Raw genomic sequence first — 16,153 nt, forward strand, 5'->3', positions numbered from 1 at the left:
ATCGTCAAACTGCCGTCCATAACGCATGGCAAAGGAGCACTGGGGCGTCTTCGGTCTCGGCCTCGGCCATATCGACGAGGCCGAGACCAAAGCCATTGAGGTTATTGCGCGGCCTCGGCCTCGTCAAGATCGGCGAAGCCGCCGAGACGCACTGTCGCAAGGATCGTGTCCTCGGTCAGATTCCTTCCGGAGGCTGCCCTGTCCGTCACCATCCGTTCATACAGGCCGAGCGTCCGGTCGGAATACGTGCCGAGTTCGCCGCGCAGATACGTTTCGAACGATGTTGCCTCGGGAGTGTCCTCGGCGGTGGTGAGCACACGCATCGCCATGCCCAGCTTCGGGTAGCGGGCGCGGAAATCCGCCGCCCACGCCACCTGCGTGGCGATGATCCGCTCCTGACGGGCGACGCGCTCCCCGGACAGGTGCGGGATGTACGGCTCGATGTTCGCCGCGTAGTCGGCCGGCGCGGTGGAGGCCATCATGCGGCCGTATTTCTCGGTGACGAGGTTACGGCCCACATGGTCCGCCTCGGTCAGATCATCCAGATAGCTGTCCAGCAGCGGTTCGGGCCAGGTGAGGAACTGGCTGGTGCGCATCTGGTTGAACACAGGCCAGTTGCCCTGGCAGGCGGCGCGCCCGCCCTCATTGTTGGTGCGCTGGAACTGGTCCCATTCGCGTCGGACGATCCGTTCGATCAGCGTGTCGGTCATGTCATGCCTTCTTCATGTGATGGGTGGTGTGTGATGGATGGTGAGGAGCGGTATCGGTCAGGGGTGTCTCGGATTTTCGGCCTGTTGTGAAGCGTATCTTGCAGTTCTAGGTCATCCGGCCGAGTACGGGCCGGATGACCGTTGAAGCGATCGTTGAAATTCCGCCGATTCCGGATGTCGCTAGGAGCGGCTTGGCGGCGATGTACCCGGTCTGGTCACCTAGAACTGCAAGATGCGCCTCGGAACAAGCCAAAATGCTTGTTACAGCGAGCGCAGGCAGGCCGCATCGCTGCGGATATGCTCCTCGACGTACGGGCGCTGCCATTCGAGGAACGTGTCGTCGCTGCGGGTCAGTCCCTCGCGCTTCAGCTTGGCGACGACCTCGCCGCACACCCGCTCGATGATCGCGTTGACCTGAGCGATCGCCGGCGCCGCGCCGCGCCCGCCCTCGCCGAATCCGGCCCCGCCGTAGCAGGCCGCCGAGCTCAGGCGCAGCAACGATTCCAACTGTTCGCACACATCGGCAAGCCGTGTCGCGACCCGGCCGGACAGACGCCGCAACGCGGCGAACCGCCACTTGTAATACGGCAGGTAGCCGACCGTCACCGGTTCGTTGACCAGATACACCAGCGATGCGGCCGCATCCACGAACTCGCCGATCGCCAGCCATGCGGCCGCGCCGTCGCCGCGTTCCAGCATGCGCGGCACATTGTATTGGCCGGCCTGCGCCATCATGCCGAGCCGACGTGAGATCAGGGACAGCCGCACGTCGTCGGGCATGAACGTGAACGCCTGCCGTGCGGCGGAGAACGCGCCCAGCGGATCGGCGAACACCGCGCCGTTCGTGGCCGCGGCCAGCGTGGGTTCGTCCAGCATCAGCCATTCGTGCGGGCGGTCGGCGGCCGGGGCCTTGCGGTACCCGGTGATCGACTCGAAGAAATCGCCGATCGCGAACACGCCGTCGCGCCGGCCCGCACCCTGCGCGCGCGGGGTCGCCGCCCCGTTCGAGGCATCGGCGCGCACGTACCCCATGAACTCGCGCGGCAGCGCTTCGTAGTCAGCCTGCAGGCGTTCGCCGATCGCCGCATAATCCTCGTCGGTGAGCCACAGGCAGAAGCGCGGACCGAAATCGTGATCCTGCGAGATCTCGTCGTCGAAACCATAGCATTCCGACCCGTGGCCGACGAGACCCGCGGCGATGCGACCCTGATATTCCGGGTATTTCGCCGCGATCATCGGCTTGCCGACCTCGTTCCAATACGCGCGCGCCAGCTGGAGCCCGGACATGCGCGGGCGCGCTGTGGCGGGGGCTGTGGCCTGTGCCGAAGGGGAGGCCGGAGTGGTGGTCGGAGCGGTGGATGATGCAGTGGCCGGCGGCGCGTAAGACGGAGCGGGATCCGATGCGATAGCCGACGCGGGGGAGGCGGCGGCGTTTTCATCATCCGCCCCGACGTGGGATGTGGCTTGCGATGCATTGGACACGGTATGCGCGGTATGAGTGGTATGTGATGCATCGATGTCGGCTCCCGCGCCATCGGAACGGTTGTCCGCATCGACCGTGACGCCCGCCTTGCGCGCCGCCTCTTCGGCCTGTTCGAGGTTCGCTTTGGTGATGCGGTAATAGTCGGTGTCCGTGCCGTAGCATTCCTCGATCACGGCCAGCGACTGCCGGTACAGGTCGACCGCGCGTGCGAAATCACCCGCCGCATAGCGCACCTGCGCGTAGCCGGCCAGTGCGGACGCATAGTGCGCGCTGTGCTCGAGATGCCCGTTGCGATAGATCTCCAACGCGCGGGCGGCATGCCGGTCCGCCTCGTCGAGTTTCTTTTCACCGAGCAGCGTGAGCGCGAGATTCGTGTTCGTGGATGCGACGTCGATGTCCGCGCTCGCGTCCGGGCTGGACGATTCGAGGATGCGCAGCGCCTCGCGCAGTTCCGATTCGGCCTGAGCCAGACGATCGGTTTCGCTGTAGAGCATGGACAGGTTGTTGTGCAGCGCGGCGAGACGGCGGTCGGTGGGGGAGAGCGTGCGCTTGGCCGAGTCGAGCGCCATGTGGTAGAGCTCCTCGGCCTGATCGTAGTTGTGGGCCGCGCGCTGGCCGGTGGCCGCGTTGATGAGCGTGGTCGTCCACGCCTCGGTGCCTTCGAGGCCCATCTTCGCGGCGAGTTCGAGCGCCCTCTGGATGATCCACTGGTTGTCCTTGTGGCGCCCTTGCGAACGGTAGAAGCCCATCGTCTCGTTGAGCACGGTGAGTAGGCCGGCCTGGTCGCCGGCGTTCTCCGCGTCCACGGCCGCCTGTTCGAGGTACGGGCCGGCCTTGGTGGCCGCCTCGTGCGCGTCGAAGATCGCGTCGAGTCCGGCAAGGAACTCGTTCACGTCGAAATGGGCCGGACGGTCGTCGGGATCGTCGTTCGGTGCGTCATCGGTCGCGTCGATCTCACCGTCCGCATCACCGAATCCGCCGAACGCTTCCAATCGTCGCAACAGTTCGTCGTTGTTCTCGTCGTTCATAACAACAGCCTCCTTGCCGGATCACACTGTGTTCCAGTGTACGGGCAAGGAGGCTGTTGCCGGGATGAGTCCGGTGTGATATTGCTGACGGCTCAGATCAGGCGGCCCGCCTCACACCTCGACCGGACGCAGACGATCGATCGCGTCGGTGTGCGTCTCGTAGCGCAGCGAATAGAAGGTGAGCAGCGCGACGGCGAGGATGCCGAGCGGCAGGCCGCCAAGGCCCGTGAACCGGTAGTTCATCGCGAACGTGGTGAGCATCGCGCCGCCGACGACCGAGCCGACCGCATTGCCGAAGTTGAACGCGACCTGCACTGCGGCGCCCGCGATCAGCTCGCCGCCGCCCTGACCGGCCTCGGTCATCAGCAGCTGCTGCGGCGCGGAGATGAAGAACAGGCCGAACGCGATCCAGAACGTGAGCAGCGCGCTGGTGAACTGGTTGCCGGGCAGGGTGAGCACCATGAGCAGGCCGAGGCAGGAGATCGCCTGGCCGAGCGCGGCGGTGCCGGCGTGACGCCACCGGTCGGTGATCTGGCCGCCGATCAGGCCGCCGACGACCATGCCGAAACCGGCGAGCATCATCATCATGGGCACGAGTGCGCTCGGCCATCCGCCGGTCTTCTGCAGCCACGGGGAGACGTAGCTCCACCAGCAGAACACGCCCGCGTTGCCGGTGAACACGGCCGCGAGGATGATCCACGGTCCGGGCTTGGTGAGGAAGCGGAACTGGCCGCGAATGCCCGCGTCCTTGATCGGCGCGACGAACGGGATCCACGCGATCGTGAGCACGATCGTCATCGCGGCCCACGCGGCGAGGATGCCGAACGCGAGACGCCACGAGAGGAATTCGGCCATGAGCGTGCCGGCGGGCACGCCGAGCATGTTGGCGACGGTCTGGCCGGTCACCATCATCGAGACGGCCTGCGCCTCCTTGCCCTTGTCCGCCAGCGTCTTGGCGATGAGCGTGGCCGTGCCGAAGAACGCGCCGTGCGGCAGGCCTGAGATGAAGCGCGCGACGATGAGCATGGTCGCGTTCACGGACAGCGCGGACATCGCGTTGCCGACGAGCGCGATCGCCATGAACAGGATGATGAGGTTCTTCGGCGGCACCTTGCGTCCGAAGACGAGGATGAGCGTGCCGATGCACACGCCGATCGCGTACGCGGAGATATAGTGTCCGGCGGTGGGGATGCTGACGTGGGTGGCGGCCGCGGCCTGCGGCAGGATGCCCATCATCACGAATTCCGCGGCGCCGAGGATGAACGCGCCGGCGGCCAGCGCGAGCAGACTCTTCTTCATGGTTTCCTCGTTGTTCTCGAATGATCCCGGTCGTGCCGTTCCGGGCGGCGACCGGTTTACGGGTCCCTCTCGGCCGGCGCGTAATGATACGCCGAATGATACGGAACCGTTGCCTGTCCGACGATATGAAAAAGGCCAGACCGTTGATTGTTCAACAGTCTGGCCTCAGTTGTCGGGCTGGCGGGATTTGAACCCGCGGCCTCTTCGTCCCGAACGAAGCGCGCTACCAAGCTGCGCTACAGCCCGTTTGGCAACGTCCGCTATATTACATGCTCCCGGTTGAGAGTCAAACTTCGGCGTGTCGCGCTGAAAACCGCTGATTTTCAGCCGTGTATCGCCCGCTCGCTACACTGAGGGTTTATGTGTGAAACCCAAGAATCCCAGGCAAATGAGGAAGAAAACGCCGCGCCCGCGATGACCACGGTCGAGCGCGCGGAGATGCTGCTCAAGCAGGATGAGACGATCCGCGAAAAGATCAAGTCCGGTGCCACGCTGGACGAGGCGGTCGATCCGTCCAACAAGGAGTTCGGCCCGCTCGCGCACCCCGAGCAGGTGCAGATGCGCGTCGCCAAGCGTGCGATGATGCTCGAGGCGGGCATCGCCCCGTACCCGGTGCATCTCGACGTGGACCACACGATCGAGGAGGTGCGCGCCCAGTACGACGGCAAGCTCGAGCCCGGTCAGGAGACCGAGGACATGGTCGGCATCGCCGGCCGCGTGCTGTTCCTGCGCAACGCAGGCGGCCTGTGCTTCGTGCAGCTGTCCGCCGGCGACGGCACCAAGATCCAGGGCATGATCTCGAAGAAGGAGATCGGCGCGGATTCGATCAAGCAGTTCAAGCAGCTCGTCGACCTCGGCGACCACCTGTACCTGCGCGGCCGCGTGATCGCCTCGAAGACCGGCGAGCTGTCCGTCTTCGCGACCGAATGGGCGATCGCCTCCAAGGCGCTGCAGCCGCTGCCGGCCCTGCACAAGGACCTCAACGAGGACACCCGCACCCGCAAGCCGTACATCGGCATGATCGCGGACGAGAAGATCCGCAACATGGTGCGCAACCGTTCCAAGGCCGTCGCCTCGCTGCGCCGCACCTTCGACGACCACGACTTCATCGAGGTCGAGACCCCGATGCTGCAGACCGTGCACGGCGGCGCCGCGGCCCGCCCGTTCACCACGCACATGAACGCGTTCGACCTTGACCTGTATCTGCGCATCGCGCCGGAACTGTTCCTCAAGCGCTGCCTGGTCGGCGGCATCGACCGCGTGTTCGAGATCAACCGCGACTTCCGCAACGAGGGCGTCGACGCGACGCACGCGCCGGAGTTCACGATGGTCGAGGCGTACCAGGCGTACGGCACGTACGACACGATCGGCGCGCTCGTCAAGGAGCTGGTGCAGAAGACCGCGATGGACGTGTACGGCTCGCACAAGGTGACGCTGCTCGACGGCACGGAGTACGACTTCGGCGGCGAGTGGAAGCAGATCAGCATGTACGATTCGCTGTCCGAGGCTCTTGGCGAGGAGATCGTGCCGAACGGCGGTCCGGACGCGCCGGGAACGTCGGTGGAGCACCTTGGCGAGATCGCCGATAAGCTCGGCGTGGAGCGCGACGACGTGGAGAACCACGGCAAGCTCGTCGAGCACCTGTGGGAGCACTTCTACGAGGACAAGCTCTACGAGCCGACCTTCGTGCGCGACTTCCCGGTCGAGACCAGCCCGCTGGTCAAGGGCCACCGTTCCAAGCCGGGCGTGGTCGAGAAGTGGGATCTGTACGTGCGCGGCTTCGAGCTGGCCACCGGCTACTCCGAGCTCAACGATCCGGTCGTGCAGCGCGAGCGTTTCGTCGCGCAGGCGAAGGATGCGATGGCGGGCGACGAGGAGGCCTGCGACATCGATGAGGACTTCCTCGAGGCGCTCGGCGTCGGCATGCCGCCGGCGGGCGGCATGGGCATGGGCATCGACCGACTGCTCATCGCCCTGACCGGCGCGACGATCCGCGAGACGATCACGTTCCCGCTGGTCAAGCCGCTTGCGCTGAACTGATAGGCGCCGATCGTCGGATCCGGCTGCGGATCCGATGGCATGACTCCGGCCCCCTCACGCCCTTCGCGTGAGGGGGCCTTTGCATTGTCCTGTGCGTTATCCGGCGTGTCGCGGCTTGCTCGTCGGGCAGGCCGAACATTACCATCGTTAATCAATTAAGGGCGTTACTCATTGGCTTGTGGCCTGCCGCAATCGCGCGGCTCACGGCGGAGGCGTTACCGGGCGGAACGAAGAACCGTTCCGCACCACGGCAATACGAGCAAGCAGAGAAAGAACCAACGCCATGACCTCCAAGTCCACCGCGCCCGCAACGGCGCCCCAGAACGGCGCCCAGCCCGACAAGCTCGGCAGCGCGCCCTTCGCAGTCCTCGTTCCCGTCATGATGTCCTTCTTCGTGATGGGCTTCGTCGACCTCGTCGGCACCGCCTCCAACTACGTGCAGTCCGACTTCGGCCTGTCCGATTCGGTGAGCAACATCTTCACCACCATGACCTTCTTCTGGTTCCTGGTGCTCTCCGTGCCCGCCGGCATGCTCATGAACCGCATCGGCCGCCGCATGACCGTGCTCGTCGCCATCGCGATCACCGCGCTTGGCTGCCTGCTGCCGGTCATCGGCTACCTCATCCCGGCCGCGACCGTGCAGCTCGTGTTCGTCGTCGCATCCTTCTGCCTGCTCGGCATCGGCAACACGTTCATGCAGGTCTCGCTCAACCCGCTCGTCGGCAACCTCGCGCACGACGAAAAGCTCGCCGGCATGCTCACCTTCGGCCAGTTCGTCAAGGCCATCGCCTCGTTCATCGCGCCGCTCATCGCCGGCTGGGCCGCCACCACGTTCGGCAAGTGGTGGCTGCTGTACCCGATCTACCTCGTGTGCGCGATCCTCGCGTTCGTGATGCTCTCCCTCGACGACATCAAGGAGAACGCGCCCGACGCCGGCCGCACCAGCGTGCTCGGCTGCTTCGCGCTGCTCAAGAACCCGGTGATCCTGCTGTGCTTCCTCGGCATCGTGTGCCACGTGGGCGTGGACGTCGGCATCAACGCCACCGCGCCGAAGATCCTCATGGAACACTCGAACATGGGCATCGAGGTCGCCGGCGGCGCCACCAGCGTCTACTTCGCGTTCCGCACCCTGAGCTGCCTGTCCGGCTCCGTGCTGCTCCAGAAGTTCACCCGCAAGCAGATCCTGCGCGGCTGCGGCGCGCTCATGGCGCTCTCCTCGCTGTGCTTCATCCTGTTCGCGGGCTTCGACGGCATGCCCGTGTGGCTGGCCTACGCCGGCCTCGCCTTCGTGGGCATGGGCAACGCGAACGTGTTCTCGATCATGCTCACCACCGGCCTGCTGCACCTGCCGGAACGCCAGAACGAGGTCTCCGGCCTGATGATGATCGGCCTGATCGGCGGCGCGATCTTCCCGCCGCTCATGGGCGTCGCCTCCGACGCGATGGGCATGCAGCTCGGCGCGATCCTCGTGATGACCGTCGGCGTGGCCTACGTGGCGCTGCTCAGCATCTTCTTCAAGTCCTACGGTTCCACCCGCTGACGCCGATACCGACGCTGACGTCGCCGTCGACGCGGCGACTGACGCCGACGGCTCGCGCACGCGTCGCGGCGCCAACGCCCGCATGAGGCGCGCTGCGACAACCAGGCACAAGACAGGGCCCCTCCCATGGTTCCGCCATGGAAGGGGCCCTGTCCGCATTCCCGCCCTATGCTGTCGGATATGAGCAAACAATCGGCCAACTGGAAACTGTGGATCGCAGGCGCGCGCCCGCGCACGCTGCCGGCGAGCGTCGCGCCCGTCATCGTCGGCGCGGCCGCCGCATGGCAGTATCTCGCCATGCTCGGCGTATGTACGGAACAGTATCCCGAACCGGCGGCCTGTACTGCGAACCGTGCGGCTCAGGCCGTACTGCTGGGCCGGTTCTGGCCGGTCGCCGTACTGTGCCTGATCGTCGCGCTCGCCCTGCAGATCGCCGTCAACTACGCCAACGACTACTCCGACGGCATCCGCGGCACCGACAACGGCCGCGACATCCCCGAACCGGACGATAATCCGTACGATGAGCCGTTCGACGAGCCGCACCCGCGCAAACCGCAGCGATTGGTCGCCTCCGGCGTGCCTGCGCGGCAGGTCCTGCGTGCGGCCGGCGTCGCGGCCGGCATCGCGTGCGTCGCCGGGCTGGCCGCCGTGATCGTCGCGCACGCATGGCTGCTGCTTGCGGTCGGCGCGCTCAGCCTGCTCGCCGGCTGGACATACACCGGCGGCAGACATCCGTACGGATATGCCGGATTCGGCGAGCTCGGCGTGTTCCTGTTCTTCGGACTCGCCGCCGTGCTCGGCACGCAGTACGCGCTCACCGGCACGATCGACCTGACCGGGATCCTCTCGTCCATCTGCTGCGGACTGAACGCGATGATGCTGCTCATGGTCAACAACCTGCGCGACATCGACGAGGACCAGCGGCACGGCAAACGTACGCTGGCCGTGCGGCTGGGGGAGGGGAACGCCCGCACCGCGCTCGCCGCCTGCGTCGGTGCGGAACTGCTGGTCTCGATCGTGATCGTCAGCGCATTGTGGCCCGGCTGGGGCGTGCTGCTGATGATCTCCGGCATCGCCGTGCCGTTGCGGATGATGCGCGGCGTCGCGCGGCACGAATTCCGCGGCGCGCTGATGGACGCCGGCTACCAGACGCTGTTCTTCGCGGCGCTGATCGTGCTGTGCGTGGCCGTCGGTGGCCTGTGATGGACGGCCGGCTGAATCCGTTTCCTTCTCTCCATGCACCAACGCTGGCGGGTTGATGGGCGTTGGTGTGTGGTGAGAGGAGATGCGGTCTCTCCGTTCGCCAACGCTGGCGGGCCGATGAGCGTTGGTCAATGGAGAGAAGCGGCGTGATGGATCGGCATCGACGGATCGGCATCGACGGAACGGGAGACAAAAGTAAGACGGATGCTCGTGTCTGGGCATGTGCGGCGGTAGACTGGGCCGTATGACTTACAAACTAGTACTGCTCCGTCATGGACAGAGCGCATGGAACAAAACCAATCAGTTCACCGGCTGGGTCGACGTCCCGCTGACCGAGCAGGGTGAGGCCGAGGCCAAGCGCGGCGGCGAGCTGCTCAAGGAGAAGAACGTCCTCCCGGACATCGTCTTCACCTCGCTGCTGCGTCGCGCCATCAACACCGCCAACATCGCGCTGGACGCCGCGGATCGTCTGTGGATCCCGGTCGAGCGCAACTGGCGTCTCAACGAGCGTCACTACGGCGCCCTGCAGGGCAAGAACAAGACCGAGATCCGCGAGGAGTACGGCGACGAGAAGTTCATGCTGTGGCGCCGCTCCTACGCGACCCCGCCGCCCGAGATCGATCCGAACGACCAGTACGCGCAGAACAACGACCCGCGCTACACCGGCGATCCGGTTCCGGAGGCCGAGTGCCTGGCCGACGTGGTCAAGCGCGTCGAGCCGTACTTCAAGTCCGACATCGAGCCGCAGCTCAAGGCCGGCAAGACCGTCCTGATCGCCGCCCACGGCAACTCGCTGCGCGCCATCGTCAAGATGCTCGACAACCTGTCCGAGGAAGAGATCGCCAAGGTCAACATCCCGACCGCCATCCCGCTGCTGTACGAGCTTGACGAGAACTTCAAGCCGATCAAGCCGCGTGGCGAGTACCTCGACCCGGAGGCCGCCGCCGCCGGTGCCGCCGCCGTCGCCGCCCAGGGCCAGAAGTGAGCCTGAGCCGATAGGTTCCTATGACGAAAAGCCTCCCGCAGGGGAGGCTTTTCTCGTTTCTGGACGGCATCGCTGTTCGTTGTTGCCCCTGCCGTTCTCTGCACCGAGATCAAACTTCACAAAGTTCGCGTGATTACGAAGCCCGCGCGAACTTTGCGAAGATTCGACCGTCCAAAACTTCACAAAGTTCGCGCGGTGGTCGAGATCGCGCGAACTTTGCGAAGTTCCGGACCGCAAAAGGTTCCGGGCAACAAAAAGGGGCCTCCTGCAATCAGGAGACCCCTCAAAGACCTAAGGACCAAGGCCTAAGAATGGACGAAACCGCCCGGCCGGTGCTCAGACGGCGGTCACTCGACGGCGCCGTCCTCGTCGCGGCTGGGCTCCTTGCTCGGATCGAAGCCGGAGGTGATGAACACCACGCGGCGGGCGGCGGACACGGCGTGGTCGCCGATGCGCTCCATGAAGCGGCCGAGCAGCACCACGTCGATGAGCTGCTGGTTGTTGCCGTTCCAGTTCTCGCCGAGGGCCAGCTCGAAGGTCTTGTGATGAAGATTATCCAGCTTGTCGTCGTTGCGGATCACACGGTCGGCGATCTTCGCGTCGCGGTCGGCCAGCATGGCCACCACGTTGTCGGCCGTCTCGTCGAGGAACTCCTGCATCTGCGCGAACAGTTCCTTCGCGTTGTCCGGCAGCGGGGACTCCGGGTAGGAGCGGCGGGCGGTCTCCGCGATATGGCGGGCCAGATCACCCATACGCTCGAACGTGGAGGCCAGGCGCAGCGTGGACACGACGATGCGCAGATCGGTCGCGACCGGGGTCTGCTTGGCCAGCAGCTTGACGCACTGATCGATGACGCTCGACTCGAGGGCATCGATCTCGACGTCGCCGTCGATCACGGCCTGGGCCGCCTCGACGTCCGTCTTCAGCAGGGCCTCGCCGGCCTCGTTGATCGCCTTGCGCACGTCCTGCGCCATGCGGTCGAGATCGTCGGCGACGGCCTTCATCTCCTCGTTAAAGATAACGCGCATTTCTCTGTACCTTCCTGTTCAAGGCTTTCTGCAACCTCTACAAGTGTATTCTGCAGGCCCGGCGTTTCTCAACAACGTAGCCAAAAGCCACCGGTCGTTCAGGCAAAGTTCACGGTTCCGTTTACCGCCCATTTACCTGCGGTTCCACGGGTATTGGCCGAACGTCGCCGACCCCGCCCGACAACGTTGCCGTCCGCTCCGGCGTTGCGCGGGCGCCATGGCAAACCATTGCAAAGCCGCGACGGACCCCCTTGGTGTGAGACAATGAACCGTATGCCCCAACAGCTCCAGACCATCATCGTGATCATTCCGTTCCTCATCATGGGAGGCGCGCTGGCGACGGCGGTGCTGTTCTGGATCTACGACCGCATCCGCCCGTTCATCGACAACTACGAGGCGTGGCGCGCCGCACGCAACGGCGACGGCCAGGACCGCGCCGGCCGTGCGTCACGCGACCGCGACGACGATGACGACGGGCCCCGCGATCGCTCGCTGCCCGGTCTCGCACGCTCCGTACGCGACTGGTTTCGCTCCCGTTTCGGTTCGCGCGACGAGGAAAATGACGAGGAGAACGAGGATCTCGACGACGCGACCACCGCACTGCTCGCGATGCTGCCGAACGCCACCGTGGTCGTCAACCAGCGCGACGAGGTGGTGCGCGCGAATCCGGCCGCGTACATGCTCGGCGTGGTGTCCGACGAGGCGATCGCCGACGACGGCGTGCGAGAGGCCGTGCGTCTGGTGCGCCAGTCGGGAGGCCGCCGGCAGTTCGATCTGACCACGCACACCGAATACTCCGCCGATCAGGCCGCGGCCGACGAGGCGATCGGCGACGAGCGGCAGACGGACGATCCGGTGCGGCTGCAGGGCGTGACGCGACCGAACTGGCTCAAGATCACCGTCGGCAAGGTCGGCGATTTCGTCGTCGTGCTCATCGACGACGTCAGCGACGCGATCCGTTTCTCCCAGGTGCGCGACTCGTTCATCACGAACGTGTCCGAGCAGCTGCTCAAACCGTCGCGCGCGCTCGAACGGCTCGCCGATTCGCTGGAAGGCGACATGCTGGAACCCGAACAGGTCGTCTGGAACGCGCATCAGGTGCGATCGTCGTGCCACCGGCTCAACCGCATGGTCGATGATCTGCTGCTGCTCATCAAATCGCAGGAACCGGTCGTGCCGTCGTCGGCGAACCGGCTGAACGTCAAGGATGTGCTGCGTTCGGCGCGCGACCGGCTGCGCGGACTCGCCGAACGCGGCAACGTGAACGTGCTCATCGAATGCGACAACCTGCTCACCGTCAACGGCGACGAGGACCAGGTGACCGCCGCGATCGTCAAGCTGGTGGAGAACGCGATCGTCTACTCGCCGTCCGGCTCGTCGGTGAGCGTGTCGGCTGGGCTCGCCGACGACGGCCACCATGCGCTGATCCGCGTGATCGACCAGGGAGTCGGCATCGCCAAGGACGAGCAGGCGCGCATCTTCGAACGGTTCTACCGCGGCGGCAACCAGACCGACCGCTCGCGCGACGGCATCGGACTGGGCCTGGCGATCGTCAAGCACGTCGCGCTCGCCCACCACGGCAATGTGGCGGTGTGGAGCCAGCCGGGCAACGGCAGCACGTTCACGCTGTCGCTGCCCGTGGCGCAGTAGGGCGCAATAAGGGCCCAATAAGGCGCGGCGAAGCGGGCCGGCCCCAAGGTCCGAACGCGGCGTCCGCGCGGCAAGATGGCCGCGGCGCGGCGCGGCGGGGCCGGCGGTCAGTCCGCGCCGAGCCGGCGGTAGTCCCAGCGGTCGAAATGCTCCCAGATGAGCATCATCACGCCGATCACCGTGCCGGCCGCGCACACGATGAGCACGCGCAGCGCCGGCACCCCGGCGAACAGCAGGATGGCGCTGACGACCAGCGCCGCGGCCCACAGGGCCGTGCCGAACAGGAACACCTTGCGCAGGTCGACGCGCACCGGCTTGGGGGCCGGCCGGCATTCCTCCGGGTTGATGATCGGGGAGAACTTCAGCTTCATGCCATCACCTGACGTTCCGCGCTCAGTCGGCCAGACGCTCGACGACGTAGTCGACGCACGCGGTCAGCGCCGCGACGTCGGCCGGCTCGACCGATGGGAACACGCCGATGCGCAGCTGGTTGCGGCCGAGCTTGCGATAGCCGAACGTGTCGACGATGCCGTTGTCGCGCAGCGCCGCGACGACCTGGTTCGCGCTGATCGCATCGTCGAGATCGACGGTGACGACCGAATGCGAACGCGCGTTCTCATCGGTGACGAACGGACGGGCGTAGTCGGACTTCTCCGCCCACGAATACAGCAGCGACGCCGACTTCGCGCAACGGGCCGTCGCCCAGTCCATGCCGCCGTTGTCGTTGAGCCAGCGGATCTGGTTCTCCAGCATGATGATCGTCGCCACGGCCGGCGTGTTCACCGTCTGGTCCTTGCGCGAGTTCTCCAGCGCGCTCGTCAGCGACAGGAACGGCGGCACCCAGCGGCGGGCGCCGTCCAGCGTGGCGCTGTGCTCGACGTTCGCGGCGCGTTCGATCGCCTCCGGCGACAGCAGCGCGATCCACAGGCCGCCGTCCGAGCCGAACGCCTTCTGCGGGGAGAAGTAGTAGGCGTCGGTCTGCGTTACGTCCACGGGCAGCGCGCCCGAGGCGCTCGTGCCGTCCACCAGCACCAACGCGCCCTGCCCGCGGCTGCCGTCGATGCGGCGCACCGGTGCGGCGACGCCCGTGGAGGTCTCGTTATGCGCCCAGCAGTAGGCGTCGACGCCGTCGGTGAGCTCCGGCAGGCGATACGTGCCCATCTCGCCCTGATAGATCACCGGATCCTCGAGGAACGGGGCGGAGGCGGCCGACTTGGCGAACTTCGCGCTGAACGAGCCGTACGTGCCGAATGCGGCGCGGCGGGAGATCAGCGAGGCGCAGGCCATGTCCCAGAACGCGCTCGCGCCGCCGTTGCCGAGCGCCACCTCGTAGCCTTCGGGCAGATGGAAGAACGACGCCAGCCCCTCGCGGATCGACGCGACCAGCTGCCTGACCGGCGCCTGCCGGTGCGAGGTGCCCAGCGGGGATCGCGCGGCCTCGACCAGCGCGCTCACCTGTTCGGGGCGGATCTTGCTTGGGCCGGAACCGAACCGACCGTCTTCGGGCAGCATGGATTGCGGAATGGAAATCGTGTTCGACATGGCTCCCAGCCTAACGACAAGTGGGGATTGCCGCGGTGTTTCGTCCGAAACGGCGGGGGAGCGCGGGGCGGACGGCCGCCGTTCGGGGGTATGGCGGGAGCCTCGTCATTGTCGATGACATACGCTCGGTGTACACTGCGTACGTTAGTGACGGTATAGTGACGTGGCCCGGCGACGTCCAGTCAATGTCGTGTCAGTCCATCCGGCAAGGAGAGTATAGGTATGAGGCATGGAGCCCACAAGGCGGCCAAGGAAAACCCCTGCATCCAGGTGGCCCAGCTGCTGTTTTCGCCGACCCGTGGCTCCCATAGCACCCGTGCCGTGCGCGCCGTGCAGTTCGCCGCCAACGACGGCGCGATCCTCGGCATCGACCAGGCCCTTGCGGACAAGCTCAACGAGATAGCGCCGCAGACGCGTCGCGCCATGCGCGAAGCGGCCCGTGCGGCCGAACGTCGCTCCAACATCATCGTCTCCACCTCGCTGGCGGCCCTCGTCGGCACCGCGGCGACCTCGCTCGCGCTGGCCAATCCCGAGTCGCCGATCTCGCTGGCGGCCGATCCGGCCACCACGACCACGCAGCTCAAGCGCGTCACCCCGACGTCGTCGGTCTCCCGTTCCACCGACCGCACGCCGCTGAGCAGCGTGACCGACAACGCGGCCTCGGCCGCCGAATCGTCCGACGCTTCGGACGGCACGACGACGTCCGCGAACGGACGGTCGCAGCAAACCAGCAACGAGGGCGACTGGCAGATCTCCGACGACGGCGCCTCCCTTGACGTGAGCAACATGTCGCGCTCGACCGCGTCCAACCCGCAGGTCGCCTCGCGCATGGACTCCGACTACGACCTGCTGCCGGACGGCTTCAACCCGAACCACGCCACCGGCGAGAACGGCGGCAACGCCTACCCGTGGGGCCAGTGCACGTGGTATGCGTTCGAACGTCGCGTCGAACTCGGCCTGCCGGTCGGCTCGTACTTCGGCAACGGCGCGGACTGGGCCGATTCGGCCACCACGTTCGGCTACTGGGTGGACTCCACCGCGCGCCATCAGGGCGACGTGGTCGTCTTCCAACCGGGCCAGCTGGACGCCGACGCCTACTACGGGCATGTCGCGATCGTCGAGAAGATCCACAAGGACGGTTCGATCGAGGTCTCCGAATCGAACGTCAAGGGACTCGGCGTGATCTCGCACCGCACGATCTCCGCGAGCGACGCCGCGAAGCTGCAGTACATCCACTACTGATCATCCACTGCTGATCTCCGAATTCATCCTCTGGGATGATGGCATGGTAAGCTGTCGTCTCGATGAATATTATGCGCAAAGTCTCCGTTATCGCCGTCACGGCCGTAGCCAGCTGCATGCTTGCGGTTGCGGTCGTCCCGGGTGCCGAGGCGGCCGAATCGGGCGCCGTCACGTCATCCCGCTCCTTCCCGAAGGTTCAGGTCGTTCGCAAGGACCTGCTCTCCGAATCCGCATCCACGTCCGTCGACAACGACACCAACTGGGGTGGCGTCGAAAGCCTCAAGGTGCCGGTGACCAAGTCCAAGGCCGAGCAGGAGGCCGAAGCCGCCAAGAAGAAGGCCGAGGAGGAGGCCAAGGCCGCCGCCGAGGCGCAGGCCGAAGCCGAATCGCAGGCCGCCAGCCG

At 66.0% G+C, this 16,153-nt stretch carries 12 protein-coding genes, 1 tRNA gene and 1 pseudogene; 7 read left to right on the top strand and 7 right to left on the bottom strand.

Annotated elements, in window-relative coordinates; all coding sequences use genetic code 11:
- Positions 1 to 101: 101 nt before the first annotated feature.
- The 4 genes from JS533_RS11730 to JS533_RS11745 all read right to left on the bottom strand — a co-directional run bounded on the left by JS533_RS11730 (position 102) and on the right by JS533_RS11745 (position 4,766).
- Positions 102 to 710 (bottom strand): DUF4125 family protein, encoded by a 609-nt coding sequence (locus tag JS533_RS11730; protein WP_241514809.1) that lies wholly within the window; start codon positions 708 to 710, stop codon positions 102 to 104.
- A gap of 261 nt (positions 711 to 971) precedes the next feature.
- A complete protein-coding gene (locus JS533_RS11735) occupies positions 972 to 3,221 on the bottom strand; it encodes a DUF4037 domain-containing protein (protein WP_241514811.1) in 2,250 nt (749 codons plus the stop codon).
- Between the two features lie 111 nt (positions 3,222 to 3,332).
- A complete protein-coding gene (locus JS533_RS11740; protein ID WP_241514813.1) occupies positions 3,333 to 4,520 on the bottom strand; it encodes an MFS transporter in 1,188 nt (395 codons plus the stop codon).
- Between the two features lie 172 nt (positions 4,521 to 4,692).
- A tRNA-Pro gene (locus tag JS533_RS11745) sits at positions 4,693 to 4,766 on the bottom strand.
- Positions 4,767 to 4,880: 114 nt separating this feature from the next.
- Here JS533_RS11745 and lysS point away from each other — a divergent pair.
- The 4 genes from lysS to JS533_RS11765 all read left to right on the top strand — a co-directional run bounded on the left by lysS (position 4,881) and on the right by JS533_RS11765 (position 10,288).
- Positions 4,881 to 6,560: a lysine--tRNA ligase gene (lysS, locus tag JS533_RS11750; RefSeq protein WP_241514814.1), complete on the top strand. Its 1,680-nt coding sequence runs from the start codon at positions 4,881 to 4,883 to the stop codon at positions 6,558 to 6,560.
- A gap of 283 nt (positions 6,561 to 6,843) precedes the next feature.
- Complete coding sequence (locus tag JS533_RS11755) at positions 6,844 to 8,100, top strand: MFS transporter (protein WP_420838662.1); 1,257 nt, start codon at positions 6,844 to 6,846, stop codon at positions 8,098 to 8,100.
- A gap of 180 nt (positions 8,101 to 8,280) precedes the next feature.
- Positions 8,281 to 9,303 (top strand): 1,4-dihydroxy-2-naphthoate octaprenyltransferase, encoded by a 1,023-nt coding sequence (gene menA, locus JS533_RS11760; RefSeq protein WP_241514815.1) that lies wholly within the window; start codon positions 8,281 to 8,283, stop codon positions 9,301 to 9,303.
- A gap of 244 nt (positions 9,304 to 9,547) precedes the next feature.
- Complete coding sequence (locus JS533_RS11765) at positions 9,548 to 10,288, top strand: phosphoglyceromutase (RefSeq protein ID WP_241514816.1); 741 nt, start codon at positions 9,548 to 9,550, stop codon at positions 10,286 to 10,288.
- Between the two features lie 347 nt (positions 10,289 to 10,635).
- On the opposite strand, the gene phoU is transcribed toward JS533_RS11765, so the two are convergent.
- Positions 10,636 to 11,316, bottom strand: a complete 681-nt coding sequence (gene phoU / locus JS533_RS11770; RefSeq protein WP_241514818.1) for a phosphate signaling complex protein PhoU — start codon at positions 11,314 to 11,316, stop codon at positions 10,636 to 10,638.
- A gap of 273 nt (positions 11,317 to 11,589) precedes the next feature.
- Here phoU and JS533_RS11775 point away from each other — a divergent pair, with 273 nt between their 5' ends.
- Positions 11,590 to 12,966 (top strand): sensor histidine kinase, encoded by a 1,377-nt coding sequence (locus JS533_RS11775; RefSeq protein ID WP_241514820.1) that lies wholly within the window; start codon positions 11,590 to 11,592, stop codon positions 12,964 to 12,966.
- Positions 12,967 to 13,073: 107 nt separating this feature from the next.
- Here JS533_RS11775 and JS533_RS11780 read toward each other — a convergent pair whose 3' ends face one another.
- Together JS533_RS11780 and serC are read right to left on the bottom strand one after the other, a co-directional pair.
- Positions 13,074 to 13,331, bottom strand: coding sequence for a hypothetical protein (locus JS533_RS11780; protein WP_241514827.1), 258 nt, complete (start codon positions 13,329 to 13,331; stop codon positions 13,074 to 13,076).
- 28 nt (positions 13,332 to 13,359) lie between these two features.
- Entirely contained in the window at positions 13,360 to 14,508 is a 1,149-nt protein-coding gene (serC, locus tag JS533_RS11785) for a phosphoserine transaminase (protein WP_241514821.1), read from the bottom strand.
- A 222-nt stretch (positions 14,509 to 14,730) separates the two neighbouring features.
- Between serC and JS533_RS11790 the strand changes: the two genes are divergently transcribed.
- Positions 14,731 to 15,750, top strand: coding sequence for a CHAP domain-containing protein (locus JS533_RS11790; RefSeq protein ID WP_241514823.1), 1,020 nt, complete (start codon positions 14,731 to 14,733; stop codon positions 15,748 to 15,750).
- A 71-nt stretch (positions 15,751 to 15,821) separates the two neighbouring features.
- Positions 15,822 to 16,153: pseudogene (locus JS533_RS11795) on the top strand (hypothetical protein); the annotation flags it as partial.

Source organism: Bifidobacterium amazonense, from assembly GCF_018555435.2.
Taxonomy (GTDB): Bacteria; Actinomycetota; Actinomycetes; order Actinomycetales; family Bifidobacteriaceae; genus Bifidobacterium; species Bifidobacterium amazonense.

Excerpts from the sequence above, each read along its gene's own strand:
- serC (WP_241514821.1), bottom strand. The coding sequence starts at position 14,508 with ATGTCGAACACGATTTCCATTCCGCAATCCATGCTGCCCGAAGACGGT.
- JS533_RS11790 (WP_241514823.1), top strand. The coding sequence starts at position 14,731 with ATGAGGCATGGAGCCCACAAGGCGGCCAAGGAAAACCCCTGCATCCAG.
- JS533_RS11735 (WP_241514811.1), bottom strand. The coding sequence starts at position 3,221 with ATGAACGACGAGAACAACGACGAACTGTTGCGACGATTGGAAGCGTTC.
- lysS (WP_241514814.1), top strand. The coding sequence starts at position 4,881 with ATGTGTGAAACCCAAGAATCCCAGGCAAATGAGGAAGAAAACGCCGCG.
- JS533_RS11730 (WP_241514809.1), bottom strand. The coding sequence starts at position 710 with ATGACCGACACGCTGATCGAACGGATCGTCCGACGCGAATGGGACCAG.
- JS533_RS11755 (WP_420838662.1), top strand. The coding sequence starts at position 6,844 with ATGACCTCCAAGTCCACCGCGCCCGCAACGGCGCCCCAGAACGGCGCC.
- JS533_RS11765 (WP_241514816.1), top strand. The coding sequence starts at position 9,548 with ATGACTTACAAACTAGTACTGCTCCGTCATGGACAGAGCGCATGGAAC.
- phoU (WP_241514818.1), bottom strand. The coding sequence starts at position 11,316 with ATGCGCGTTATCTTTAACGAGGAGATGAAGGCCGTCGCCGACGATCTC.
- JS533_RS11775 (WP_241514820.1), top strand. The coding sequence starts at position 11,590 with ATGCCCCAACAGCTCCAGACCATCATCGTGATCATTCCGTTCCTCATC.
- menA (WP_241514815.1), top strand. The coding sequence starts at position 8,281 with ATGAGCAAACAATCGGCCAACTGGAAACTGTGGATCGCAGGCGCGCGC.
- JS533_RS11740 (WP_241514813.1), bottom strand. The coding sequence starts at position 4,520 with ATGAAGAAGAGTCTGCTCGCGCTGGCCGCCGGCGCGTTCATCCTCGGC.